The 21,790-nt window shown below is 61.8% G+C and carries 18 protein-coding genes, 1 tRNA gene and 1 pseudogene; 15 read left to right on the forward strand and 5 right to left on the reverse strand.

From position 1 onward, the window contains the following. Window positions 1-84 precede the first annotated feature (84 nt). The 4 genes from ROSMUC_RS07625 to ROSMUC_RS07640 all read left to right on the forward strand — a co-directional run bounded on the left by ROSMUC_RS07625 (window position 85) and on the right by ROSMUC_RS07640 (window position 5,630). Window positions 85-1,161 carry an alkene reductase gene (locus tag ROSMUC_RS07625; protein ID WP_037271326.1) on the forward strand — a complete coding sequence of 359 codons (1,077 nt, stop codon included), beginning with the start codon at window positions 85-87 and terminating at the stop codon, window positions 1,159-1,161. 138 nt (window positions 1,162-1,299) lie between these two features. Further along, window positions 1,300-2,616 (forward strand): PAS domain-containing protein, encoded by a 1,317-nt coding sequence (locus ROSMUC_RS07630; RefSeq protein ID WP_102105894.1) that lies wholly within the window; start codon window positions 1,300-1,302, stop codon window positions 2,614-2,616. Between the two features lie 186 nt (window positions 2,617-2,802). Next, window positions 2,803-5,214, forward strand: a complete 2,412-nt coding sequence (gene lon / locus ROSMUC_RS07635) for an endopeptidase La (protein WP_037271329.1) — start codon at window positions 2,803-2,805, stop codon at window positions 5,212-5,214. Between the two features lie 95 nt (window positions 5,215-5,309). Next, window positions 5,310-5,630 (forward strand): hypothetical protein, encoded by a 321-nt coding sequence (locus ROSMUC_RS07640; RefSeq protein ID WP_037271331.1) that lies wholly within the window; start codon window positions 5,310-5,312, stop codon window positions 5,628-5,630. Between the two features lie 203 nt (window positions 5,631-5,833). Here ROSMUC_RS07640 and ROSMUC_RS07645 read toward each other — a convergent pair whose 3' ends face one another. The 3 genes from ROSMUC_RS07645 to ROSMUC_RS07655 form a co-directional block, all read right to left on the reverse strand. Beyond that, a complete protein-coding gene (locus ROSMUC_RS07645) occupies window positions 5,834-10,105 on the reverse strand; it encodes a choice-of-anchor I family protein (protein ID WP_037271334.1) in 4,272 nt (1,423 codons plus the stop codon). A gap of 158 nt (window positions 10,106-10,263) precedes the next feature. After that, window positions 10,264-11,199: a hypothetical protein gene (locus ROSMUC_RS07650; RefSeq protein WP_052115285.1), complete on the reverse strand. Its 936-nt coding sequence runs from the start codon at window positions 11,197-11,199 to the stop codon at window positions 10,264-10,266. A 196-nt stretch (window positions 11,200-11,395) separates the two neighbouring features. After that, window positions 11,396-11,485 (reverse strand) — tRNA-Ser (locus ROSMUC_RS07655). 132 nt (window positions 11,486-11,617) lie between these two features. Here ROSMUC_RS07655 and ROSMUC_RS07660 point away from each other — a divergent pair. From ROSMUC_RS07660 to ROSMUC_RS07695, 8 genes and pseudogenes are all read left to right on the forward strand, one after another. Beyond that, on the forward strand, window positions 11,618-12,463 hold the full coding sequence (locus tag ROSMUC_RS07660) for a DUF2059 domain-containing protein (RefSeq protein ID WP_037271977.1): 846 nt from the start codon (window positions 11,618-11,620) through the stop codon (window positions 12,461-12,463). A 2-nt stretch (window positions 12,464-12,465) separates the two neighbouring features. Then, window positions 12,466-13,272, forward strand: a complete 807-nt coding sequence (locus ROSMUC_RS07665) for a hypothetical protein (protein WP_037271337.1) — start codon at window positions 12,466-12,468, stop codon at window positions 13,270-13,272. Window positions 13,273-13,472: 200 nt separating this feature from the next. After that, complete coding sequence (locus ROSMUC_RS07670) at window positions 13,473-14,087, forward strand: 50S ribosomal protein L21 (protein ID WP_037271340.1); 615 nt, start codon at window positions 13,473-13,475, stop codon at window positions 14,085-14,087. Between the two features lie 11 nt (window positions 14,088-14,098). After that, a complete protein-coding gene (rpmA, locus tag ROSMUC_RS07675) occupies window positions 14,099-14,368 on the forward strand; it encodes a 50S ribosomal protein L27 (RefSeq protein WP_008281135.1) in 270 nt (89 codons plus the stop codon). 184 nt (window positions 14,369-14,552) lie between these two features. Further along, window positions 14,553-15,092: a GNAT family N-acetyltransferase gene (locus ROSMUC_RS07680; protein ID WP_037271344.1), complete on the forward strand. Its 540-nt coding sequence runs from the start codon at window positions 14,553-14,555 to the stop codon at window positions 15,090-15,092. A 35-nt stretch (window positions 15,093-15,127) separates the two neighbouring features. Then, a complete protein-coding gene (gene obgE, locus ROSMUC_RS07685; RefSeq protein WP_037271347.1) occupies window positions 15,128-16,171 on the forward strand; it encodes a GTPase ObgE in 1,044 nt (347 codons plus the stop codon). After that, window positions 16,159-17,266, forward strand: a pseudogene (gene proB / locus ROSMUC_RS07690) (glutamate 5-kinase). The gene obgE and the pseudogene proB overlap by 13 nt, the downstream one beginning before the upstream one ends. A gap of 18 nt (window positions 17,267-17,284) precedes the next feature. After that, the gene (locus ROSMUC_RS07695) at window positions 17,285-18,550 is read left to right on the forward strand and encodes a glutamate-5-semialdehyde dehydrogenase (RefSeq protein ID WP_037271349.1); all 1,266 of its coding nucleotides are present in this window, start codon (window positions 17,285-17,287) and stop codon (window positions 18,548-18,550) included. Here the strand turns inward: ROSMUC_RS07695 and ROSMUC_RS07700 are convergent. After that, on the reverse strand, window positions 18,510-19,139 hold the full coding sequence (locus ROSMUC_RS07700) for a histidine phosphotransferase family protein (RefSeq protein WP_037271352.1): 630 nt from the start codon (window positions 19,137-19,139) through the stop codon (window positions 18,510-18,512). The genes ROSMUC_RS07695 and ROSMUC_RS07700 overlap by 41 nt on opposite strands. A gap of 25 nt (window positions 19,140-19,164) precedes the next feature. Between ROSMUC_RS07700 and ROSMUC_RS07705 the strand changes: the two genes are divergently transcribed. From ROSMUC_RS07705 to olsA, 3 genes are all read left to right on the forward strand, one after another. Continuing rightward, window positions 19,165-19,347: a DUF3553 domain-containing protein gene (locus tag ROSMUC_RS07705; RefSeq protein WP_037271355.1), complete on the forward strand. Its 183-nt coding sequence runs from the start codon at window positions 19,165-19,167 to the stop codon at window positions 19,345-19,347. 150 nt (window positions 19,348-19,497) lie between these two features. Beyond that, window positions 19,498-20,265, forward strand: coding sequence for an L-ornithine N(alpha)-acyltransferase (olsB, locus tag ROSMUC_RS07710; RefSeq protein ID WP_037271358.1), 768 nt, complete (start codon window positions 19,498-19,500; stop codon window positions 20,263-20,265). Then, window positions 20,262-21,095 carry a lyso-ornithine lipid O-acyltransferase gene (gene olsA / locus ROSMUC_RS07715; RefSeq protein ID WP_052115286.1) on the forward strand — a complete coding sequence of 278 codons (834 nt, stop codon included), beginning with the start codon at window positions 20,262-20,264 and terminating at the stop codon, window positions 21,093-21,095. Before olsB ends, olsA begins: the two co-directional genes overlap by 4 nt. A gap of 9 nt (window positions 21,096-21,104) precedes the next feature. Here the strand turns inward: olsA and ROSMUC_RS07720 are convergent, their stop codons facing one another. After that, entirely contained in the window at window positions 21,105-21,725 is a 621-nt protein-coding gene (locus ROSMUC_RS07720; RefSeq protein ID WP_037271361.1) for a thiamine phosphate synthase, read from the reverse strand. Between the last annotated feature and the right edge of the window lie 65 nt (window positions 21,726-21,790).

Below are 21,790 nucleotides of genomic sequence, written 5' to 3' on the forward strand. Positions count from 1 at the left end.
GGGCGCAGGCGGCGGGCTTGTGCGGCGTCAGCGGCTGCATAGCTTATGTTCAAGCGCAATCCTCATGCACAAGGAGCATTCCCCATGAGCCACAAGTTGTTTTCCCCCACCAAGGCCGGTGATCTCGAACTCGCCAATCGGGTCGTCATGGCCCCGTTGACGCGCAACCGCGCCGATAATGAAACGGGCGAGGTCGGGGCGCTGCATGTTGATTACTATGCGCAACGTGCCGGGGCCGGATTGATCATCACAGAGGCCGCGCAGATCAGCCCCGAGGGCAAAGGCTATGTCGGCACGCCGGGCATTTACAGTCCCGAACAGGTGGCGGCGTGGAAGAAGGTCACGGATGCTGTGCACGCCAAGGGCGGCAAGATCGTGATCCAACTCTGGCATGTGGGGCGGATCAGCCATACGTCGTTGCAGCCCGATGGGCAGGCCCCGGTCGCCCCGGTGGCGGTGGCGGCCAAGGCGCAGACCTTTACGCCCGCCGGGTTCGAGGACACGTCCACCCCGCGCGCCCTGCGCGAGGATGAGATGCCGCGCGTGGTTGCGGATTATGTCCATGCCGCCAAGGCGGCCAAGGAGGCCGGGTTTGACGGGATCGAACTGCACGCCGCCAATGGTTATCTGCTGGACCAGTTCCTGAAGGATGGGCCGAACACCCGCGAGGATGCCTATGGCGGCTCGGTGGGCAATCGGGCGCGGTTGCTCTTTGAGGTGTTGGATGGGCTGGAAACGGTCTGGGCACCGGGGCAGATTGGTATTCGCCTCTCGCCGTGGTCTGGATTCAACGATGCGACCGACAGTGATCCCGATGCCAGCTTTGGTTGGGTGGTGGAGCAACTGAACAGGCGCAGTCTTGCCTATCTGCACCTGATCGAGGGCAGCACCGGCGGCGCGCGCGAGGGCGCGTTTGATGTGCTGCGGGCCAATTGGACGGGCGTTTACATGGCCAACAATGGCTATGATCGCGAATTGGCGCTGACGCGGGTGGCGACGGGCAAGGTCGATCTGGTGGCCTTTGGTCGACCCTATATCGCCAATCCCGATCTTGCCGAGCGGTTGGAGCAGAATGCACCTCTGAATGAGGGTGATCAGGCCACCTATTATGGCGGCGGGGCTGAAGGGTATACCGATTACCCGAAGCTTGAGACCGTCTGACATGCGTCCCGCGCGCGGTCGCTTGGATCGCGCGCGGGGTTGGCCTGATAAATGCACTCGAGTGGCATGTCGCTTGGGACAAGGGGCGTGGGGGCGCGTCAGATTATACGCCCGCTAAGCCCTAAAGTTGTAAGACGCATGACCGTTGATACGAAAGCGCAGGCCGTGATGTCTGAGCTTTCAGACCATGAAACGATGCTGCTCGAGGTGGATATGCACGCAAGCGTCCCCAAATCCGGTCTGCGGACCGATGCGATTTTGGTAGATCAAGAAGTTCCCTTTGGAATTGGTGAGTTGTTCTTTTCGCGCACCGACACGCGCGGCGTGATCCGGGCGTTCAACCCGGTCTTTCTGCGCGTTGCGGGTTACGGGGCCGAGGATATGGCCGGTGCGCCGCACAAGCTGGTGCGCCATCCCGACATGCCCAAAGGTGTGTTCTGGTTGATGTGGGACGGGCTGAAGCGCGGTCACTCGGTCGGGGCCTATGTCAAGAATCGGGCCAGGGACGGGCGTTTTTACTGGGTCTTTGCCGTGGTTTCGCCGGTTGACGGCGGGTATCTGTCGGTGCGGCTGAAACCGTCGAGCCCGCTTTTTGCCACGGTGAAAGAGGTTTATGCCCGCGCGCTAGAGCGTGAGCGGGGGCAGGGGATGACGCCTGAGCAGAGTGCCAAAGCCATCGAGGGCGATCTGGTCGCCGCCGGTTTTGCCAATTACGGCGCGTTTCAGATCGAGGCGTTGCGCCGGGAACATGCGTCGCGGGATGCGGCGCGCAACCGGGTTGTGGCGCCCGCGCTGGTCGCGTCGGGGCATCTTCTTGATGTCAAGCGCGAGATCGAGCAGGAATTGCGCGTGCTCTGCGTCAATCTCAAAGAGGCCGAGCTGATCACCACGAACATGAAGATCCAGGCCTGCAAGCTGCGATCCGACCGTGGGCCGATCAACGAGATTGCCAAGAATTACGAATTGATGATGCGCGATATCCGCGATCATCCCCGCGTGGTCCAGACCCTGCGCAGTGATCAGGGAACCTGGGACGTGAACGACGAGGCCAGATCGGTGTTCATGATTGCGGTGGCCGAACTCATGCAGGAGATGGTCGCGTTCTTTCGCGAGGAAGTGGCGCGCGGCGACGATGAAGGCGCCAGCGCTGAAATGGAGGTGGTAGCCGCATTGCGGGATCGCTATCGGGAGGAGGCGGATCGTGCCATGGAGGATGGCTATCGCGCCGTGCGGCAGTTGTCTGCGGATGCCGAGATGATCCGCCGCATGGTCACGGGCCTGGCGATGGTGCGGGTCGTGCTGCGTGTCGAGGCGGGTATCCTGCGCGAGCGTCTGTCGGGGCTGCAATCCATCCTTGGTCAGCTCGACCGTTTCCATGACGAGGTGAGTGCCGCGCTCGAGCGTGTGCAGGACGCGGTGACGTCGCTTTTGCGCGATCGCGGTCTGGCCGGCTGAAGGCGGCTGGAAAGGGAGCATGGGGATGCAGTGTCCTCTTGTGCCCGGTCGGATCTGCGGGCAATGTTCGCCGAATCTGTTGAAACCTGACCGGGTGCGCCCCAAGTTAGGGCTAACGTAACGGAGAGGGCCGTGGTTGCCGCCGCGCGGGACCGGTGCCCTTTTGCCAAGAACAGGAAAACGAGCATGCAAGACACCCTCAACGCCTCTTATCCGGTCCTGCCGCTGCGGGATATCGTGGTGTTCCCGCACATGATCGTGCCGCTCTTTGTGGGGCGCGAGAAATCGGTGCGCGCGCTGGAAGAGGTCATGGCCGATGACAAGCAGATCCTGCTGTCGAGCCAGATTGATCCTGCCGATGACGATCCCGCCGAATCCGGCATTTACCGTGTGGGCGTGTTGGCGAATGTGCTGCAACTGCTGAAACTGCCCGATGGCACCGTAAAGGTGCTGGTCGAGGGCGTGGCGCGGGTGCGGATTACCGACTACTTGCCCAACTCCGAGTTTTTCGAGGCCAAGGCCGAATATCTGAGCGAAATCCCCGGCGATGCCACCACCATTGCGGCGCTGTTGCGCACTGTGGGGGATGAATTTGCGCGCTATGCCAAGGTCAAGAAGAACATCCCCGATGAGGCGATGGCCGCTGTGACCGAGTCCGAGGAACCGGCCAAGCTGGCCGATCTGGTGGCGGGTCATCTGGGGCTTGATGTCGGTCGCAAGCAGGAACTGCTTGAGACACTCAGCGTAAGCGAACGTCTGGAGAAGGTTTATGGCCTGATGCAGGGTGAGATGAGCGTTCTTCAGGTCGAGAAAAAGATTAAGACGCGCGTCAAATCCCAGATGGAGCGTACGCAACGCGAATATTATCTGAATGAGCAGATGAAGGCCATTCAGAAGGAATTGGGCGATGGTGAGGATGGCGCGGGCGAGATTGCCGAGCTGGAAGAGCGCATCGCCAAGACCAAGCTGAGCAAGGAAGCCGCAGAAAAGGCCGAAGCCGAGCTTAAAAAGCTCAAGAACATGAGCCCGATGAGTGCTGAGGCAACGGTGGTGCGCAACTATCTCGACTGGATGCTGAGCATCCCGTGGGGTGTGAAAAGCCGGACCAAGAAGGACCTGCACAAGGCGCAAGAGGTGCTGGATGCCGATCACTATGGTCTGGACAAGGTCAAGGAGCGGATTGTCGAGTATCTCGCGGTACAGCAGCGCAGCCAAAAGCTGAAAGGCCCGATCATGTGCCTTGTCGGCCCTCCGGGCGTGGGTAAGACGTCGTTGGGTAAATCCGTGGCACGGGCGACGGGGCGAGAGTTCATCCGCATTTCGCTGGGCGGTGTGCGCGATGAGAGCGAAATTCGCGGCCACCGGCGGACCTATATCGGGTCGATGCCCGGCAAGATCATTCAGGCGTTGAAGAAGGCCAAGACGACCAATCCGCTGATCCTGCTGGATGAGATCGACAAGATGGGTCAGGATTTCCGGGGTGATCCGGCGTCGGCGATGCTCGAGGTGCTCGATCCAGAGCAGAACTCGACCTTTGTCGATCACTATCTTGAGGTGGAATACGACCTCTCGAACGTGATGTTCCTGACCACGGCCAACAGCTATAACATGCCCGGGCCGCTCTTGGACCGGATGGAGATCATTCCGTTGGCGGGCTATACCGAGGATGAAAAGCGCGAGATTGCCAAGCAGCATCTGGTGGACAAGCAGGTCAAGAACAATGGTCTGAAGAAGGGCGAGTTCACGCTGACCGATGCCGCGCTGACCGACGTGATCCGCTATTACACCCGCGAGGCCGGGGTGCGGAACCTTGAGCGTGAGATTGCCAAGCTGGCCCGCAAGGCGGTGACGCGGATCATCAAGGGAGCGGACAAGGCGATCACGGTCACGCCAGAGAACCTCGATGATTTTCTGGGCGTGCGCAAATACAAGTTCGGTCTGGCCGAAGAGAGCGATCAGGTCGGCGTTGTCACCGGGCTGGCCTATACATCCGTCGGCGGTGAATTGCTTAACATCGAGGCACTCCGCTTGCCGGGCAAGGGTCGGATGAAAACCACCGGCAAGCTGGGCGATGTGATGAAGGAGTCGATTGATGCGGCGTCAAGCTACGTCCGCTCGGTTGCGCCGGACCTGGGGATCAAGCCGCCGAAGTTCGAGAAATGGGATATTCACGTGCATGTTCCCGAAGGCGCGACGCCCAAGGATGGCCCGTCGGCTGGCCTTGCGATGGTGACCTCCATCGTGTCGGTGCTGACCGGCATCCCCATTCGCAAGGATATCGCCATGACCGGCGAGGTGACGTTGCGCGGCAATGCGCTGCCTATTGGCGGCCTCAAGGAAAAGCTGCTGGCGGCGCTGCGGGGCGGGATCAAGACCGTGCTCATTCCGCGTGAGAACGAAAAGGATCTGGCCGAGATTCCGGACAATGTGAAAGAGGGGTTGGATATTATCCCCGTCGATCACGTGCGTGACGTCCTGAAACTGGCGCTGGTGCGCGCGCCCGAGCCAGTCGAATGGGACGAAGAGGCCGAAGAGGCCGCCGCCGCCGAGGCCGCGTTGAAATCCGGCGAAGAGGGCCGGGGGGCTGTGGCGCACTGAGAAAGCTGTAAAAAATGCCCCGGAGATGATCCGGGGCATTTTCTTGATGGGGTGTCGGTATGAGTGAAGAGCGAGTTTTTCCGGTACGGCGTCGGATGTTACTGTGGTTTGGTTGGTTCTGGCTGATACTGATTCCGGTCTACGTTGCGGTCTCGCTTGCCGAAGGGCCGCCCTATGAACGAAAAATCCTGATCGTTGCGATTTTGGGGCTGGCCATTGGACTATACAGTCTCAAGTCCGCTTGGAACGTGCGCGAAATCCGCATCGACGCACAGCGCCTGCTGTTTCTGCCGATCGGGGCGGAGCTGCGCTTTGCCGATATCGACGGGATGGAGGTGCCAAGCTGGATGGACAGGAATGACACGCCGCCCCGGTCTCTTGGCGGACTGCGGCTAAAGATGGTGAAGAAAGAGTGACGTATCGTTACGGGGGCGTTCTGGTGTTGGGACGAGGTCGGTAGTCTTTATTTATATGGGTGTGACAGCGATGCCATTCTTGAAATATTGAAAGACCGAATTCCGCGTGTCTGAGGTGAGCCCGCGTATCCGGAAAAGGCGGCCGAAAGGAAACCGGCCCCGCTGTTGAACGGGGCCGGTGAAATTTTTGCATAGACCAGTATTTACCCGAAGAGGAAGTTATCTGCGGTGAGGTCTGCCGCGAGAACCCCCTCGAAGGTGATGGTCTGGCCGTCGACCGTCACAACCGCACCGGCGACCGTATCGGTGATGTCGAGCGCGTCGAAATTGGCCAAGCTGCGCAGGATGACGGTTTCGGTGGCTGCATCGAAATCGGTGATGATGTCGGCCTCGCCGCTGGTGAGCCTGTTGAAGACGAAGGTATCCAAGCCCTCGCCGCCGGTCATCAGGTCATTGCCCTCACCGCCGTTGAGCGTGTCGTTGCCCGTGCCGCCATCCAGCAGGTCATCGCGCCCGCCGCCTGCGAGGAAGTCATCGCCGTCGCCGCCAAACACATCGTCATCGCCCAAGCCGCCGCCGATGGTATCGTTCCCTGCGCCGCCTTCGATGAGGTCGGTCCCGAAACCGCCGCCGATGAAGTCATTGCCTTCGCCGCCGTCGATCGTGTCGGCACCCTGACCGCCGCCAAGGCGGTCGTCGCCATCTTCGCCGAGCACCCGGTCGTTCCCAGCACCGCCGTTCGCCACATCGTTGCCAGCACCGCCGTTGACGATGTCGTCACCTAAGCCAGCCCCGATGGTGTCGTTGCCAAGTCCGCCGTTCACGGTATCGTTGCCAAAGCCGCCGCCGAGGTTGTCATCGCCTGCGCCGCCGCTCACGAGGTCGTCGCCTGCGCCCGCGCCGAACCTATCGTCACCGTCGGTCCCAGCAAGCGTGTCATCGCCGTCGCTGCGCCCGGTTGGGGAGCTGTCCACGCCGAGGTTGTCGAGGTTGTAGATGACCGTGTTGCCGTCGCCCTCGTAAGCGATGGCGATCTGGGCAAAGCCCGTCGCACTCTGGTCAGCCGGGATGAAAGCGATGGTTTCGGGGCTGATATTGCCGTTGGCCTCGCTGTCGATATAGCGGTCGAACACCGGGTTTGCGGGGTCGGAGATGTCGAACACCATGATGCCGCTGTCGCGCTCGAGGCCGATAAAGACATAGGGTTTGCCTTCGACAACGCCCACGGCGATGGCCTCGGGCTCGACGCCTTTGTCGTCTGAACGGTTGTCAAACTCGCCCTCGTCCTGATTGAACAGCCCGGGCCGGATTTCGGCGATAAGCTGCGAGAACTGCGACCCGCTGTCAAAGACGATCTCGCCGGCGGTGTTGTAGATGGTGAAGGAGCGCGAACCGTAGTGGAACAACTGGTCGTAATCGCCATCCCCATCGGTGTCGCCCAGATCGGTGCGCACGTTGAGGCGGCCAAGGTTTTCGTTCAGTTGCAGGATATCGGCATTCGGGAAGGCGGTCGGATCGAGATCGAGGCTGCCAATCCGCGCCTCTGTCGCATCGCGCGCGTCGCCCTCGTTGGCGGTGAAGATATAGGTCTCGCCGCCGATTTCGATCGAGGTGATCCCGTCGGGCTGGCGCATGCCGAAGAGGTTGTCATAGGTTTGCAGGTTGATTGCATTGTCGCGGTTCGACGCGTCAATCTCGTTGCCCGGAAGCGAGCGGTCCACGAGGCCGAAGCTGCGAATGTCGGTCACGGTGTTGGTGGTGAGGTCGATGACCGCGTAGGCATTGGCCTCTTGCAGGGACACCCATGCAGTGACGCCATCCGGCAGGACCGTGATATATTCCGGCTCAAGGTCCTGAGAGGCGGAGTTTCCCGGCTGGATCAGAACACCGGCCTCGCGCAAGCTGTCCTCTTGACCGTCGAAGGCCGAGAAATCGAGCGTGACGGCGGTGGCATTGGCCGCGCCACCGCTCACGTCGATGATGGACACGCCGCCCAAAGGATCGGTGCCGTCCAGTGGCTCGCCCTCATTGGCGACGAGGATGCGCGTGCCATCGGGGGTGAAGGTCAGCATATCGGGCAGGTTGCCCACCTCGACGGTGTTGAGCAGATTGCCGTCCAGATCGAAGATTGCGACGACGCCATTGGCCTCGGCGGGTGTGACCGAGAGCGCAGCAGCCACGAGGCCGTTCTTGGCCGCGACCGATTGCACGCTGGCGAACCCTGTCACCTGACCAAGGTCGAATTCACCCAGTTTCTCGCCGGTGGCCGCGTCGAACGCGTCGATGCGATTCTGCGCGCCGTTGGTGACATAGGCGCGGCCTGCGTCCACCGAGACCACTTCGGACCCGCCGGTGAACAGCTCGGTTTCGCCGCTCAGAAGCTCTGCCGCGATGGAGGTGCCGAGGGTCGGCGTGTTTTCGTCGAGCAGGATACGGTCGACACCGCCATTGCGCGCCAGTTGCACGATGCGCAGGTCGTTGGTGACATCCGTCTCGGCATTGGCAAAGGCGTTGTCCGCGTCCGGGAAGTTCTCGGACATGAAATCGCCGAGCGCCTGCTGTTCGCCAAGGCGGTCGGCCTCTGCGTCAGAGGTGATGCCGCCCTCAGGTGTCAGGAACTGCACATCCGAAATGAGTTCCTGGAACGGATAGCCATCGCCATTCGTGAGCATCAGGAAGTCGAGCGTGACCATGCGGATCGTCTCGGGGGCTTCGGCAGTGAAGGCACCATCGCGGAAGATCACGATGTCATCGCCGGTTTCCGGGTCGATCAGGGCTACGGTCTTGATCCGGTCGCCAGCCACGGCCACTTGCGGGCGGTCGGTGGCCGGATCGACCACATAATCGCCATTCAAATCGGTGACGAGCTCCTGAGCGGTGCCGTTCTCGTCAAAGCTGACGCGGAAGCCGCCGATCTGGAAGAACCGGCCGGGGGTGTTCCCCGCCTCGGTGTCGGTATCGGCCACGCCATGCTCGAGCAGCATGAGAAAGCCTTCTTTGGTCACGGTGGCAACGGCAAGACCATTGTTGAAGCGCAGCGAATTTTGCAGGTCAAGTTGCGAGAGCACGCCGTCGCCCGCATCGGTGCCGGTGTTGGTGGAAGAGCCGATTTCGGCACGGATACCGCCGCCGTTCTTGAACGAGACATTGACCGTGGTATCAGCATCGCGGGCAGCTGAGAGATTGGCATCGGCGGTCAGATTGCCGAGATTGCTCTCTTCTGTGCGTACGGTTTCGCGGCGACCGTCGAGGAAGACATCATGGTTACCGAATGCAATGGCATCGGCCTCGTCCACGATGACTTGGACCGCGTCGGTCAGGTCTTGCACGATGCTGGCCTTGGCCGAGCTGTCGAGCGCCTCTTGCAGGTTGGCGGCGCCTGTCACGTCCAGCACGCCCTGATCGTCGGTGGCAAAGGTGCCCGAGACATCGGCGTCGATGGACGAGGCGACGAGCACGCCATTGTCATCGAATTCCACGACGAGGCGACCCAGGTAGCTGTACTCGCCATCGGTCGAGACGATGGCCACCGGATTGCCATTCGCATCCACGGTCAGGAAGGGATAGCCTTCGGCGGCTTCGTCACCGTCGCGCAGGCGGTCATTGGCATCGGCCTGAAGCGTGTTGGAGCCGCCGGCGATGATGATGTCGACCCCGTCGAGCAGGCCCGCCAGTTCCTTTTCCAGCGCAATCTGCTGGAGATGCGAGGTGAGGATGATCTTGTTTGCACCCGCCGCGATCAGAGCGTCGATTTGCGGCTGGATGACAGCGGCGAGGGCCGCCATGTCGGTGGCCCCGCCGGTGATCTCGTTGGTGCCTCCTGTCGAGGAAATGCTCTCGATGATCTGGGTGGTGGCACCGACCACGCCGATCAGCTCACCACCTTCTTCAATCAGGGTAGCGGGTGCGATGGCCGGGCCGAAATTGCCGGCGGCCTGGTCGGCCAACGACTCTGCGAAGGCATCGGAGGTGAGAAGCTGGGTCGTGAAAAGATCGCCGAGATTGGCGTCTTCGGAAAAGTCGATGTTGGAGGTCAGATACGGAAAGAGCGCCCCGACCCAGTTGATCGTGCCATTGCCACCGGCCCCGTCGATCACCGATGCGAAGGCGCTGGTGCCGGGATCGAATTCATGGTTGCCCACCGCAGAGGCATCAAAGCCCAGCACGTTCATGATCGTGATGTCGACACGACCGGGTGCCTCGCGCAGATCCAGGGTCACATCGGTCAGGTCCTGCCCGAGCACCTCGGTGTAGAACCGTTCATAAGCGTTGGTCAGGGTGGCGCGAAACGAGCGGTCCGCTGCGGTCGAGAAGAACGGGCCGGGAATGTAGTTGTCACCGGCAGAGAGCAGGACCGTGTTCTCGAACGTATCTTCGAGCGTGTCGACGATCGCGGCAAAATTCGGTGCGTTGTCCAGAGCGGCGACGCCGCCCTCGAGGTCGTTGGCATGCAGAAGTTGAAGCGTATAGGCCATCCGTTGGTCCACCCAGATTGAGAAATGTTACCGGGCACGGATAGGGTCAGTTTGTGACGTGGGTTTGAGAGATTTGTAACGTCTGCGTAACGCGGTATGGCCGCGTCGCGGACGTGAGCGATGATCCGTCTGATAGCTGAGGCGCGTGGGTTTCGCGCTTAGTCGGCCTCTGACGCATCCGGTCTAATGCGGCTGCGCAGGCGTTGCGCCCGCGCGATTCTGTCCATCTGGTTCATTGCCCCGAGGATGTTTCCCGTCGCCGCCGTAAAAAGCGCCTCGCGCTGCGCAAAATAGGGATCTGCAAATGTCTCGAAGGCGCGGCGAGCGACGGCGGCACCTGTTTCAAGATGATGATGCCGTGCCAAGGCATGCAGCATTTCCTTGTGATATTTGGGCAATGTTCTGCGGGCGCGCATAGCGGCGTAGAACCAGGCGCTCTCCAACGTTCCGGTGCTGGCTTTGCGAAAGATATCCTTCAAGAGACCCATCGCGTCAAAGGCTTCGGGTAGGCCGTGCCCAAGCAGGGGGCTGCGTAGGTGCCGCACATTTTCCCCGGTGAAGCGCGCCGCATGACGGCGGTCCTCGCTGTGGAAGGGATCGTAGAACAGATAGACCTCGGAGGCCTGTCGCGATTCCGCAGCGGCATCGGTGAACAGGCCATCCCAGCTCTGCTGACGCCCTTTGCGGTGGTTGGTTTCCCACGGCACAAGATCGGCGCGCAGGGTGCTTTGCGGCGTGTAGCTGATCACACGACAACCGGGGGCCAGCGATGCGAAGGCTGCCGCGCCAAAACCGCCCATCGAAGTGCCGGTCATGACGACCAGCGCGAATTGTTGGAAAAAGCCGCGGTCACGCAGCGCCAACAACTCTTTGTGCAAGGCAGGGCATCTGAACCAGTCGGAATCACCGGCGATCACCCCCAGAACCGAATGTCCCTCATCCGCAAAAAAACCGTGCCCCCACGCGCGCCGATCAGGCGCCTTGCGCTGCGCGGCGACGGCATTGTCAAAGGAGACGACCAACGTTGGACCTGCTGCCGTAAAGGACAGGCGGTTCTTTGGTAGCACAGTCTCGAAATCCGCGAGAAAAGCCATGGTGTTTTTATCTCTGCTCTTGGCCCATCTGTCAGGTCCGCGTCTCGGTATCACCGATCATTGCGGGCGCGTAACCTCTTTGCTCAAGTTTGCTCAAGAGTTTCGCGCTTTCCCAGCGGCACCGCAACAGGGAGTGCAGCCTGTAGCAGGCCCATCTGCCCTTTAATTTTGCAGTTAAAACACCTTGGGGGGATGATGGCGGAGAGACAGGGATTCGAACCCTGGGTGGAGTTGCCCCCACAACGGTTTTCGAGACCGCCCCGTTCGACCACTCCGGCACCTCTCCGCGGGGGTCTGGTGGAGCAAGCGTTTATTTGCCTTTGGCGGGGGGGGCAAGGGGGATTTGCATTGTTTCGCGGGATAATTTGCCTAGGTTGGAACAGGTCTGGCTGAAACAATGTGGAAAGGATGGCGTGTGATGGGCGGGGTTCGCTTGCGGTCACAGTCGCGCGGTATCGCGTTGGCGGTGCTGGCGCTTTTGATGGTAGTGCTGGTCGCCGCGCCCCTCCGTGCGGCGGACCGGGCGCGGCTGGAGGCGTTTCTGGAGGTGACGGGCTTTGGCGTGGCACTCGACAGTATCGCGCTCTCAGCCTCTGGCGCGCCAGAGATGCTGGGGCTGTCGGCCAGTGATTTTGGCCAAGGCTGGACCACGCTGGCCGAAGAGGTGTTTGACACCGACCGGATGCGCGACATGGGGCTGAGCATTCTGGAGCAGGCGCTGGATGACGAGATGTTGGGCCATGCCGCTGAGTTCTATGCTTCGGACCTTGGGCAGCGTCTGGTTGCGGTCGAGAACGCGGCGCATCTGCATGAGGACGACGACGCCAAGCGGGTCGAAGGGGAGACGCTCTTGGCGCAGATGCCACAAGATCGGGTCGAGGTGTTGCGGGCCATGAACGCAGCGGTGGACAGTGCGGGCACCGGGGTGCAAGCGGTGCAGGAAATCCAGGTGCGGTTTCTGCTGGCGGCCTCTTATGCCGGGGTGCTGGAGAGTGAGATTGACGAAGGCATGCTGCGTGCCCTTCTGGCGGAGGGCGAAGACGAATTGCGCGAGAGCCTGCGTGCCTCGGCGCTGGCCAGTGCCGCCTATACCTATCAGAGCCTGCCCATCGAGGATTTGCGCGCCTATGTGGTCGCCCTTGAGCATCCGACCATGGCGCGGGTCTACGAATTGATGAATGCTGTGCAATACGAGATCATGGCCAACCGGTTCGAGGTTCTGGCCGCAAGGATGCGGGGTCTGACCCCGGCGCAGGAGTTGTGAGGATGCGGGCGGTTCTCTTTGCCTGCGCAGCGCTGCTTCTGGCGGCGCTGCCATTGCGCGCGGGCGAGATCGACCGGCTTATGGCTGCGCTGCACTTTGAAGAGACCGTCGAGATCATGCGCGCGGAGGGGCTGCGCTATGGTGGCGATGTTGGCGACGAGATGCTGAGCACGGTCGAGCGGGCCCGTTGGGATCGGGTGGTCGGTCGGGTTTACGATGTCGAGCGCATGTTGGCACAGGTGCAAAGCCGGTTCGCGCGGGCGATGGAGGGGGCCGACACGGGACCGCTGCTGGGCTTTTTCGAGGGGCAGGGGGCAGAGGTGGTGGCCCTGGAAATCGCCGGGCGCCGGGCGCTCTTGGACGATGGCACCGAGGCCGCGGCAGAGGCGCGCTATGCCGAGTTGGCGGCGGCCGATGCGCCGATTGTGCGCCATGTGGCAACCCTCATTGACGATAGCGATCTGATCGAGCGCAATGTCGCGGGGGCGCTCAATGCCAACCTTGGATTCTATCGCGGCCTGGCCGATGGTGGCGGTCTGGACCTGAGCGAAGAGGAAATGCTGGCGGAAATCTGGGCGCAGGAACCCGAGATGCGCGAAGAGACGCGCGACTGGATGCAGGCCTATCTGACCATGGCTTATCAACCGCTGGCGCAAGAGGTGCTTGAGGCTTATATCGCGCTCTACAGAAGCGCGGAGGGCCAACAGTTGAACCGCGCGCTGTTCGCGGCCTTTGATGCGATGTATGAAGAGTTGTCGTATCAATTGGGTCTGGCCACCGCCTTGACGATGGAAGGCGAGGATTTATGAGGGTTTTGGCGCGGTTTTGGCGGGCTGGCCCTTGACTCGGGGGGCAGAGTTTGGCAATAGCGCGCAACCCGGCGGGATGATCTTGCCGGGTTTGTCTTTGATATACACCCCGAAAAGGGGCGCAGTTCGAGGTGGCCCAACGGCCGAAAACGCCCGGAGTATCCGGGGACCACAGAGCGCGGAGAGAAAAGGAAGAGCCCATGTTTGCGGTCCTCAAGACCGGTGGCAAGCAATACAAGGTGTCGTCGGGCGACATGCTTCGTGTTGAGAAAATTGCAGCCGATGCCGGTGAAAAAGTTCAGTTCAACGATATCCTGATGCTGGGTGGCGATGCCCTCGTCATCGGTGCGCCCTTTGTGGCGGGCGCGGCCGTGCAGGCCGAGGTCGTTGATCAAATCAAGGGTGACAAGGTTATCAACTTTGTCAAACGCCGCCGTAAGCACGGCTCGCAGCGCACCCGTGGTCATCGTCAGAAGCTGACGCTGGTACGTGTCACCGAGATTCTGGCCAGCGGTGCAGAAGCAACAGGCGTCAAGGCGGCTGTCGGCTCTGGTTCGGTGGCGACCGTGGTCGAGGCGAAGCCCGCCAAGAAATCCAGCGCCAAGCCCGCAGCGGGTGGCGATGACCTCAAGCGGCTGTCGGGGGTTGGTCCCGCGCTTGAGAAAAAGCTTCTTGAGGCGGGTGTGACCACCTTTGCCCAAGTGGCAGCATGGACCGAGGCCGATGTGGCCGCCATGGACGAGAAACTGTCGTTCAAAGGCCGGATCGAGCGTGAAGGCTGGATCGAACAGGCCAAAGAGCTGGCTAAAGGCTAAGGAGAGACCAAATGGCACATAAAAAAGCAGGCGGTTCATCCCGTAACGGGCGCGACTCTGATGGTCGTCGCCTTGGCGTCAAGAAATACGGTGGCGAAGCCGTGATTTCCGGCAACATCCTCGTGCGTCAGCGCGGCAACAAGTTTTGGCCGGGTCTGAACGTGGGTGAAGGCAAGGATCACACCCTCTTTGCCGTGGCCGAAGGTGCTGTGAAATTCCACAAGGGCCTCAAGGGCCGCACCTTTGTTTCGGTTCTGCCAGTGGCGGAGGCCGCTGAATAAGCCGTCCTTAGGGTTTTGACACTATAGGGGATCGGCGAGACCGCCGGTCCCCTTTTCGCTTTTGCGAGCCGGAGGAGGTCCGTGAGGTGACGAGGCTGCACAATCGCGCGACCGTGCCGTTGTGCTTTGGCGGAGAGTGGCCATCTCTTGCCATGAGTTTGGCGCTGATCGGAGGAGCAGGCGCATGAAGTACGAGACGATTGTGAACCAGCCGGTGATTGTGGCGGAACGGTTTGATCTGCGGCCCTTGCGGGTGTCGGATGCGGGGTTGATCGGGATGAATGCGGGGGACGTGCGCGTCGCGCGTTTTACCCGCAGCATTCCGCACCCGTTGCCGCCGGGCGCCACCGAGGCGTTGATCGCCCGGGCGCAGGCCGACGGCCGGTCCGAGGATATCTGGGCCATCGACGGCACCAAGGCGGGTGGCTCCGAGGTGATGGGCCTTATTAGCCTGGAGCGGGTGGATGACGGCCAATCCGAGATCGCCTATTGGGTGGCACCGGCCTATTGGAACACGGGTGTCGCGTCGGCGGCGGTCGAGGCGCTGTTGGCGGACAATCCGCATCGGGCACGGACGATCTTTGCCTCGGTGTTTCAGGACAATGCCGCCTCGGCGCGGGTCTTGACGAATTGCGGGTTTCAGTATCTTGGGGATGCCGAAGCGTTCAGCGTTGCACGTGGCGCCAAGGTCTTGACCTGGACCTATAGTAAAAAGATGATCTGAGGCTCGGACAGGGGCCTTTGCGATAAGGACGGCATATGAAATTTCTCGATCTCGCAAAGGTTTATATCCGCTCTGGCGGGGGTGGCGCGGGTTGCGTCAGCTTTCGCCGGGAAAAGTTCATCGAATTTGGTGGCCCGGATGGCGGGGACGGCGGCAATGGCGGTTCGGTCTGGGCGGAGGCGGTCGACGGTCTGAACACGCTGATTGATTTCCGCTACCAGCAGCATTTCTTTGCCAAGAGCGGCACGCCCGGCATGGGGCGTCAGCGCACCGGGGCAAGCGGTGAGGACATCGTGTTGCGCGTGCCGGTGGGCACGGAGATCCTCGATGAGGACATGGAAACCGTTATCGCCGACATGACCGAGATCGGGCAGCGCGTGCTCTTGGCACAGGGTGGCAACGGCGGCTGGGGCAATCTTCATTTCAAGACCTCGACCAATCAGGCGCCGCGTCGGGCCAACCCCGGGCAAGAAGGGGTGGAGCGCACGATCTGGTTGCGACTCAAGCTGATCGCCGATGTCGGCCTGCTGGGGCTACCCAATGCCGGCAAATCGACCTTTCTCGCCGCCACGTCTAATGCGCGGCCCAAGATCGCGGATTATCCGTTTACCACCCTGCATCCCAACCTGGGGGTCGTGGGCGTGGATAACGTCGAATTCGTGGTGGCGGACATTCCCGGCCTGATCGAAGGCGCGTCCGAGGGGCGTGGCCTTGGCGATCTGTTTCTTGGGCATGTGGAACGCTGCGCCGTGCTGTTGCATCTGCTAGATGGCAGTTCGGGTGATATCGTGGGCGATTATCAGACCATCATCACCGAGCTTGAGGCCTATGGTGGCGGTTTGGCGGAGAAGGCGCGCGTGACCGTGCTCAACAAGATCGACACCTTGGATGACGAAGAACGGGATTTCCTGCGCGAAGAGCTGGAGGCCGCCTGCGGCACACCCGTGATGCTCATGTCTGCCGTGTCGGGCGAGGGGGTGACAGAGGTGCTGCGCGCATTGCGTGAACGCATCGACGCGGACCGCCTGCGCCACAAGGTGCGCGACGAGGACGAAGAAGACGCACCGTGGCAACCGTAACCGACGCGAAACGACTGGTAATCAAGATCGGCTCGGCCCTGCTGGTGGACCGGGTCACGGGCAGTTTGCGGGCCGAGTGGCTGGGCGCGTTGATCGAAGATGTCGTGTGGTTGCGGCAGAATGGCACCGACGTAATTCTTGTGTCTTCGGGGTCCATCGCCCTGGGGCGGCGGGTGCTGAACCTGCCGCAGAGCGTGCTCACGCTTGAACAATCTCAGGCGGCGGCGGCTGTGGGGCAAATTCGCCTCGCAGGGGCCTATGACGCGGCCCTGGCCGCGCATGGGCTGACGGCGGCGCAGGTCCTGGTGACGCTCGAGGACAGCACCGACCGGCGGCGCTATCTCAATTCCCGCGCCACGTTGGAGCAACTTTTGCGCTTGGGCGCGGTGCCCATCGTCAATGAGAATGACACCGTCGCCACGGATGAAATCCGCTATGGCGACAATGACCGGCTGGCGGCGCAGGTGGCGGTGACGGCGGGGGCGGATCAGCTGATCCTGCTCAGCGACGTCGATGGGTTCTATTCCGCAAATCCCGCGCAGGACCCCACCGCGCGGCGGTTCGACGTGGTCGCGGCCATCACGCCCGAAATCGAGGCGATGGCGGGCGACGCCGTTTCTGGCCTGAGCAAAGGCGGTATGAAAACCAAGCTGATGGCCGCCAAGACCGCCACGGCGGGGGGCTGTGTGATGGCGATCACGCAAGGCGACGTGTTGCACCCGGTGCGCGCGCTGGATGAGGGGGCCGCGGCGACGTGGTTTCTGGCCCAGGGTGATCCGCAGCAAAAGCGCAAGGCCTGGATCGCGGCTATGAAGCCCAAGGGGCGTGTCACGGTCGATGCGGGGGGCGGCGCGTGCGCTGTCGGCGGGCAGCAGCCTTCTTGCGGCAGGGGTGACGGTGGTCGAGGGCCGCTTTGGCCGGGGTGATCCGGTCGAGGTGGCCGACGAGGCGGGCCGCGTGTTGGGGCAGGGTCTGACCCGCTATGACGCGGCGGATGCGGAGCGGATCAAGCGGCTGCGCTCGGATCAGATCGAGGCGGTGCTGGGCTATCCGGCGCGCGGACCTTTGATGCATCGCGACGATATGGCATTCTGACACGTGGGAGGGCAGCGGATGAAGGATCAGACAGAGATTACGGCGCTGATGGCCGAAATTGGCGCGCGCGCCCGTGCGGCGGCGGCCGACCTGGCGGTTGCAGATGCCGCGACCAAGCGCGCGGCTCTGGAGGCGGCGGCCGATGCGGTCTGGGACGGCCGGGCCGGGATCATGGCGGCCAACGCGCGCGATCTGGAGTATGGTCGCGACAAGGGGCTGTCCGATGCGATGATGGACCGTCTGGCGCTCGACGAGGCGCGGATCAAGGGGATCGTGGACGGATTACGCGCCGTGGCGGCGCAGGACGATCCGGTGGGCGAGGTTCTGGCGGAATGGGATCAGCCCACGGGCCTGCATATCCGCCGGGTTCGCACGCCTTTGGGCGTGGTTGGGGTGATCTATGAAAGCCGTCCCAATGTGACGGCGGATGCCGGGGCGCTCTGCGTGAAATCCGGCAATGCGGTGATCCTGCGCGGCGGGTCGGAGAGCTTTCATTCCTCGGGCGCGATTCATGCCTGTCTAGTGGCGGGGTTACGCGCGGCAGGGCTACCGGAGGATGCGATCCAGCTTGTGCCCACACGGGACCGGGCAGCGGTCCAAGAGATGCTGACCATGACCGACACGATTGACGTGATCATCCCGCGCGGCGGCAAGGGCCTTGTGGGTCTTGTGCAGCGCGAGGCGCGGGTGCCCGTCTTTGCCCATCTTGAAGGCATCGTGCATATTTTCCTGGATGCGGCGGCGGATCCGGCCAAGGCGCTACGCGTGGTGCTGAATGCCAAGACCCGGCGCACGGGGATTTGCGGCGCAGCGGAATGTCTGCTCATTCATCGCGATATTGTCGAGACCATTGGTCAGGGTGTGATCCGCGCGCTGATCGACGCCGGGGTCGAAGTGCGCGCCGATGCGGCCCTGCAGGAGATCGCGGGCACGGTTGCGGCCACCGAAGAGGATTGGGGGCGCGAATATCTCGACAGTATCATCGCCGTCAGGGTTGTGGACAGCCTGGATGACGCCATCGCGCATATTCGGCGCTATGGGTCCAACCACACCGATTGCATCGTGACCGAGGATGATGCGGCGGCGGCGCGGTTTTTTGCCCGGCTCGACAGTGCCATCCTGATGCGCAACGCCTCAACCCAGTTCGCCGATGGCGGCGAATTCGGTATGGGGGCGGAAATCGGGATTGCCACCGGCAAGATGCATGCGCGCGGTCCCGTGGGGGCGGCGCAACTGACCAGTTTCAAATATCTGGTTGAGGCAGATGGTGCCGTGAGAGCGTGACGCAGAACTCTGTTTCGCTGAGACTGCGTTGAACGGTCAGGCCCTGCGTCGCAAGACAGTGATGTAAAAGCAGGAAATGCACCTGCGCGGGGCTGACCTCTGGCCAGGACCCGCCCGCGCAGAGCGCTTGCCAGAGGTCCGGGTTCGGGGCGAGGCGTGGGGCGGTGGCCGTGATCTGCCACCCGTCGGAGGTTTCGCCAATTACGATATGACCGCCCTGTGGCAGCGCCTGCTCGACGCAAAGCAGACCAAGCAGAAGAATCTGCGCCGTGGGGCGAGGCAGGGTGCTGGTGATTTGCAGAGCAAGGGCGATGCGCCCGCCCTCATGAAATGTGCCAAGGATATCGCGCAACTCCTCGGCCCGCGTGACCTGATCCGCCTCGGCCTGACCAAAAGCCAGCCGAAAAAATCGCACGCGGGCCAATGCTTGGGTCGTCGATGCCGTGACCAGCGCCATTTCCGGCCCTGTCGTAGCCCCGGCAAGCTCCATCAATTCCAGACCATTGTCGATCGCCCCCAAGGGGCTGACGAGGTCATGGCAGATGCGAGAGGCTATCAAAGCGCCAATGGTATGGGTATGTTGGGGCATTGGACACTCCGGGGTGAGATACGGCATGACGGATATGAATTCGATACTTGAGCCGGGAATGCTGGTGCAGCATCCGCAGAGGCCGGATTGGGGAACGGGGCAGGTACAATCCAACATCGGCGGGCGTATCACCGTCAACTTTCGTGAAGAGGGCAAGGTGGTCATTGATGGCAACCGCGTGGAACTGATACCTCTTCTTGATCCTTGATCCTTGATCCTTGATCCTTGATCCTTGATCCTTGATCCTTGATCCGGGTTAGCAAAAGGTTAACAACCGCCGAGCATTGCGACCAGCGGTATCGTTGCACTTGGCCGTGCTCTTGCCTAAAAGGCGGCGCAGACCCGAGAGGCAAGGCCGATGACCGCAAGCGCCCCCAAGTTCCGTGTGAAGCTGGCCGAAACGCCCGAGGAATTGCGCGCGGCGCAACGTCTGCGCTACGAGGTTTTTGTCGAGGAATTGGGTGGCGACGGGCCGTTGGTGGATCATGCTGCGCGGCTGGAACGTGATCGGTTCGATCCGTTCTTTGATCATCTCCTTTTGTTGGACGATGCTAATAATGGAGCCGTTGTGGGAGTTTACCGTCTACTCCGCGATGATCAGGCCGCGCGCGCGGGGCAATTCTATTCCGAGGATGAGTATGACCTGAGCGCGCTCAAAACCAGTGGGCGGCGGCTGATGGAGTTGGGGCGTTCTTGCCTAGCGAAATCCTATCGCGGGGGGCCGGGCATGTATCATCTCTGGAACGGTTTGGGTCGTTATGTGACGGATCATGGCATTGAGATTCTGTTCGGCGTGGCCAGCTTTCATGGCACCGACATCGCGGAACTTGCCCCCTCGCTGAGTCTGTTGCATGAGCGGCATCTGGCGCCAGAGGGCTTGCGTGTGCGGGCGCGGGGGGGACATTTTCAACGCATGGACCTGATCGCCGCAGGTGATCTGGACCGGCGCGCGGCGATGCGCCAAGTGCCTGCGCTGATCAAGGCCTATCTGCGATTGGGGGGCTATGTTGGCGACGGGGCATTTGTGGACCATCAGTTCAATACCACCGATGTCTGCCTGATTCTGGATATTGATCGGTTGAGTGAAAAGCAAAAATCAACGTATCAGCAAGGCATTACACCTTGAAGTTCAGGTGGGACTCCGACGTACCACCCGCTGATTTCACGCTGACACCCGGCGGTTGGTTGCGTGCGGGAATGCGTGGGCTGTGCATGGCGCTGGTGATTCTCCTGGGCGTGGTTGTCTCGGTCGCCTTGCGGCTGATCGAGCGACCCTTGCATGGGCTACACCGGCCCTGGACACCCTATGTGACGCAATGGGTCTGTTGGGCGGTGTTTCGCGTCTTGGGTATGGGCCATGAGGTCAAGGGCACGCCGATGCGAGCGCCGGGTGCGGTAGTGGCCAATCATGCCTCGTGGCTGGACATTTTCGCGCTAAATGCGCGCAAGCGCGTGTATTTTGTGTCGAAATCCGAGGTTGCGGGCTGGCCTGGCATTGGTCATCTGGCACGGCTGGTGGGCACGGTGTTCATTACCCGCGATCCCAAAGAGGCCAAGGCGCAGACCGAGGTTTTCGAGTCGCGCCTTCTGGCGGGCCACAAGCTCTTGTTCTTTCCCGAAGGCAGTTCGACCGATGGGATGCGCGTTATCCCATTTAAATCAACGCTTTTTCAGGCATTCTTCAGTCAAAAACTGGCGCATGCGATCCATGTTCAGCCGGTTTCGGTGATCTATGAATCCCCCAAGGGACAAGATCCGAGATTCTATGGCTGGTGGGGCGATATGGATTTTGGCACGCATTTGCTGCGTGTTCTTGCGGTGCGGCGTCAGGGCCGGGTGCGGGTGGTCTACCACGCCCCGGCGCGGGTGGATGCCTTTGCGGACCGCAAGGCGCTGGCCGCCTGGGCCGAGGCGCAGGTGCGCGCGGGCATGCCCGAGACGCGGCGCGGGCGGTAACGTCGCGGTTCAGCCCATCGCGGCGATAAAGCGGCCAAGGGCCTGAACCGGATCCTCTTCTCGCCAGATTTCCTCGCCAAAGGCCAGAAAGTCCGTCATCGGGGCCAGCTTTGCGACAAGTGCCAGATCAAGCGCACCTTCGGCCACCACCGGCAATTCGATCACCTTGGACCACCAGTCGAACACATCCATATCGACATGCGCGCCGTCGTCGAGCGGGCTATCCCCAACAGGACCAAAGCTGATGTAATCGGCACCTGCCTCGCCTGCGTTCATGCCGTCATGGCGCGACGTGCCGCAAAAGCAGCCGACTATGGCATCCTCACCCAGTTCCTTGCGCGCTGCGCGCACCGAACGACCAGCGTCGGGCAGGTGCACGCCGTCGAGGCCATGCCGCTCGACCAGCATCAGATGGCTCTCGATCACGAGCGCCACGTCGCGGGCGTGTGTCACCTCGCGGCAGGCATCGGCCGCGCGTGAGATGCGATCCTCGTCACGGCTGGCCAGGGCAAGCCGCACACAGGCGACCGGATGATGATCGAGAACGCGGGCTAATGTGTCGGGAAAGACGCTCAGCTCGAACTCGGGCGGGGTGATGAGGTAAATCTGCGGCTGCTCGGTCTCGGCCATTGGGGCGCTCCTGATGGATTTTTGCCCCTATAACGCGGAAATGCGGCTTTGACCATTGGGCAGAC

Source organism: Roseovarius mucosus DSM 17069 (genome assembly GCF_000768555.3).
In the GTDB taxonomy this organism is placed as follows: domain Bacteria; phylum Pseudomonadota; class Alphaproteobacteria; order Rhodobacterales; family Rhodobacteraceae; genus Roseovarius; species Roseovarius mucosus.

Coding starts and splice junctions, on each gene's coding strand:
- ROSMUC_RS07625 (WP_037271326.1), top strand. CDS start 85: ATGAGCCACAAGTTGTTTTCCCCCACCAAGGCCGGTGATCTCGAACTC.
- ROSMUC_RS07630 (WP_102105894.1), top strand. CDS start 1,300: ATGACCGTTGATACGAAAGCGCAGGCCGTGATGTCTGAGCTTTCAGAC.
- lon (WP_037271329.1), top strand. CDS start 2,803: ATGCAAGACACCCTCAACGCCTCTTATCCGGTCCTGCCGCTGCGGGAT.
- ROSMUC_RS07640 (WP_037271331.1), top strand. CDS start 5,310: ATGTTACTGTGGTTTGGTTGGTTCTGGCTGATACTGATTCCGGTCTAC.
- ROSMUC_RS07645 (WP_037271334.1), bottom strand. CDS start 10,105: ATGGCCTATACGCTTCAACTTCTGCATGCCAACGACCTCGAGGGCGGC.
- ROSMUC_RS07650 (WP_052115285.1), bottom strand. CDS start 11,199: ATGGCTTTTCTCGCGGATTTCGAGACTGTGCTACCAAAGAACCGCCTG.
- ROSMUC_RS07660 (WP_037271977.1), top strand. CDS start 11,618: ATGGGCGGGGTTCGCTTGCGGTCACAGTCGCGCGGTATCGCGTTGGCG.
- ROSMUC_RS07665 (WP_037271337.1), top strand. CDS start 12,466: ATGCGGGCGGTTCTCTTTGCCTGCGCAGCGCTGCTTCTGGCGGCGCTG.
- ROSMUC_RS07670 (WP_037271340.1), top strand. CDS start 13,473: ATGTTTGCGGTCCTCAAGACCGGTGGCAAGCAATACAAGGTGTCGTCG.
- rpmA (WP_008281135.1), top strand. CDS start 14,099: ATGGCACATAAAAAAGCAGGCGGTTCATCCCGTAACGGGCGCGACTCT.
- ROSMUC_RS07680 (WP_037271344.1), top strand. CDS start 14,553: ATGAAGTACGAGACGATTGTGAACCAGCCGGTGATTGTGGCGGAACGG.
- obgE (WP_037271347.1), top strand. CDS start 15,128: ATGAAATTTCTCGATCTCGCAAAGGTTTATATCCGCTCTGGCGGGGGT.
- ROSMUC_RS07695 (WP_037271349.1), top strand. CDS start 17,285: ATGAAGGATCAGACAGAGATTACGGCGCTGATGGCCGAAATTGGCGCG.
- ROSMUC_RS07700 (WP_037271352.1), bottom strand. CDS start 19,139: ATGCCCCAACATACCCATACCATTGGCGCTTTGATAGCCTCTCGCATC.
- ROSMUC_RS07705 (WP_037271355.1), top strand. CDS start 19,165: ATGACGGATATGAATTCGATACTTGAGCCGGGAATGCTGGTGCAGCAT.
- olsB (WP_037271358.1), top strand. CDS start 19,498: ATGACCGCAAGCGCCCCCAAGTTCCGTGTGAAGCTGGCCGAAACGCCC.
- ROSMUC_RS07720 (WP_037271361.1), bottom strand. CDS start 21,725: ATGGCCGAGACCGAGCAGCCGCAGATTTACCTCATCACCCCGCCCGAG.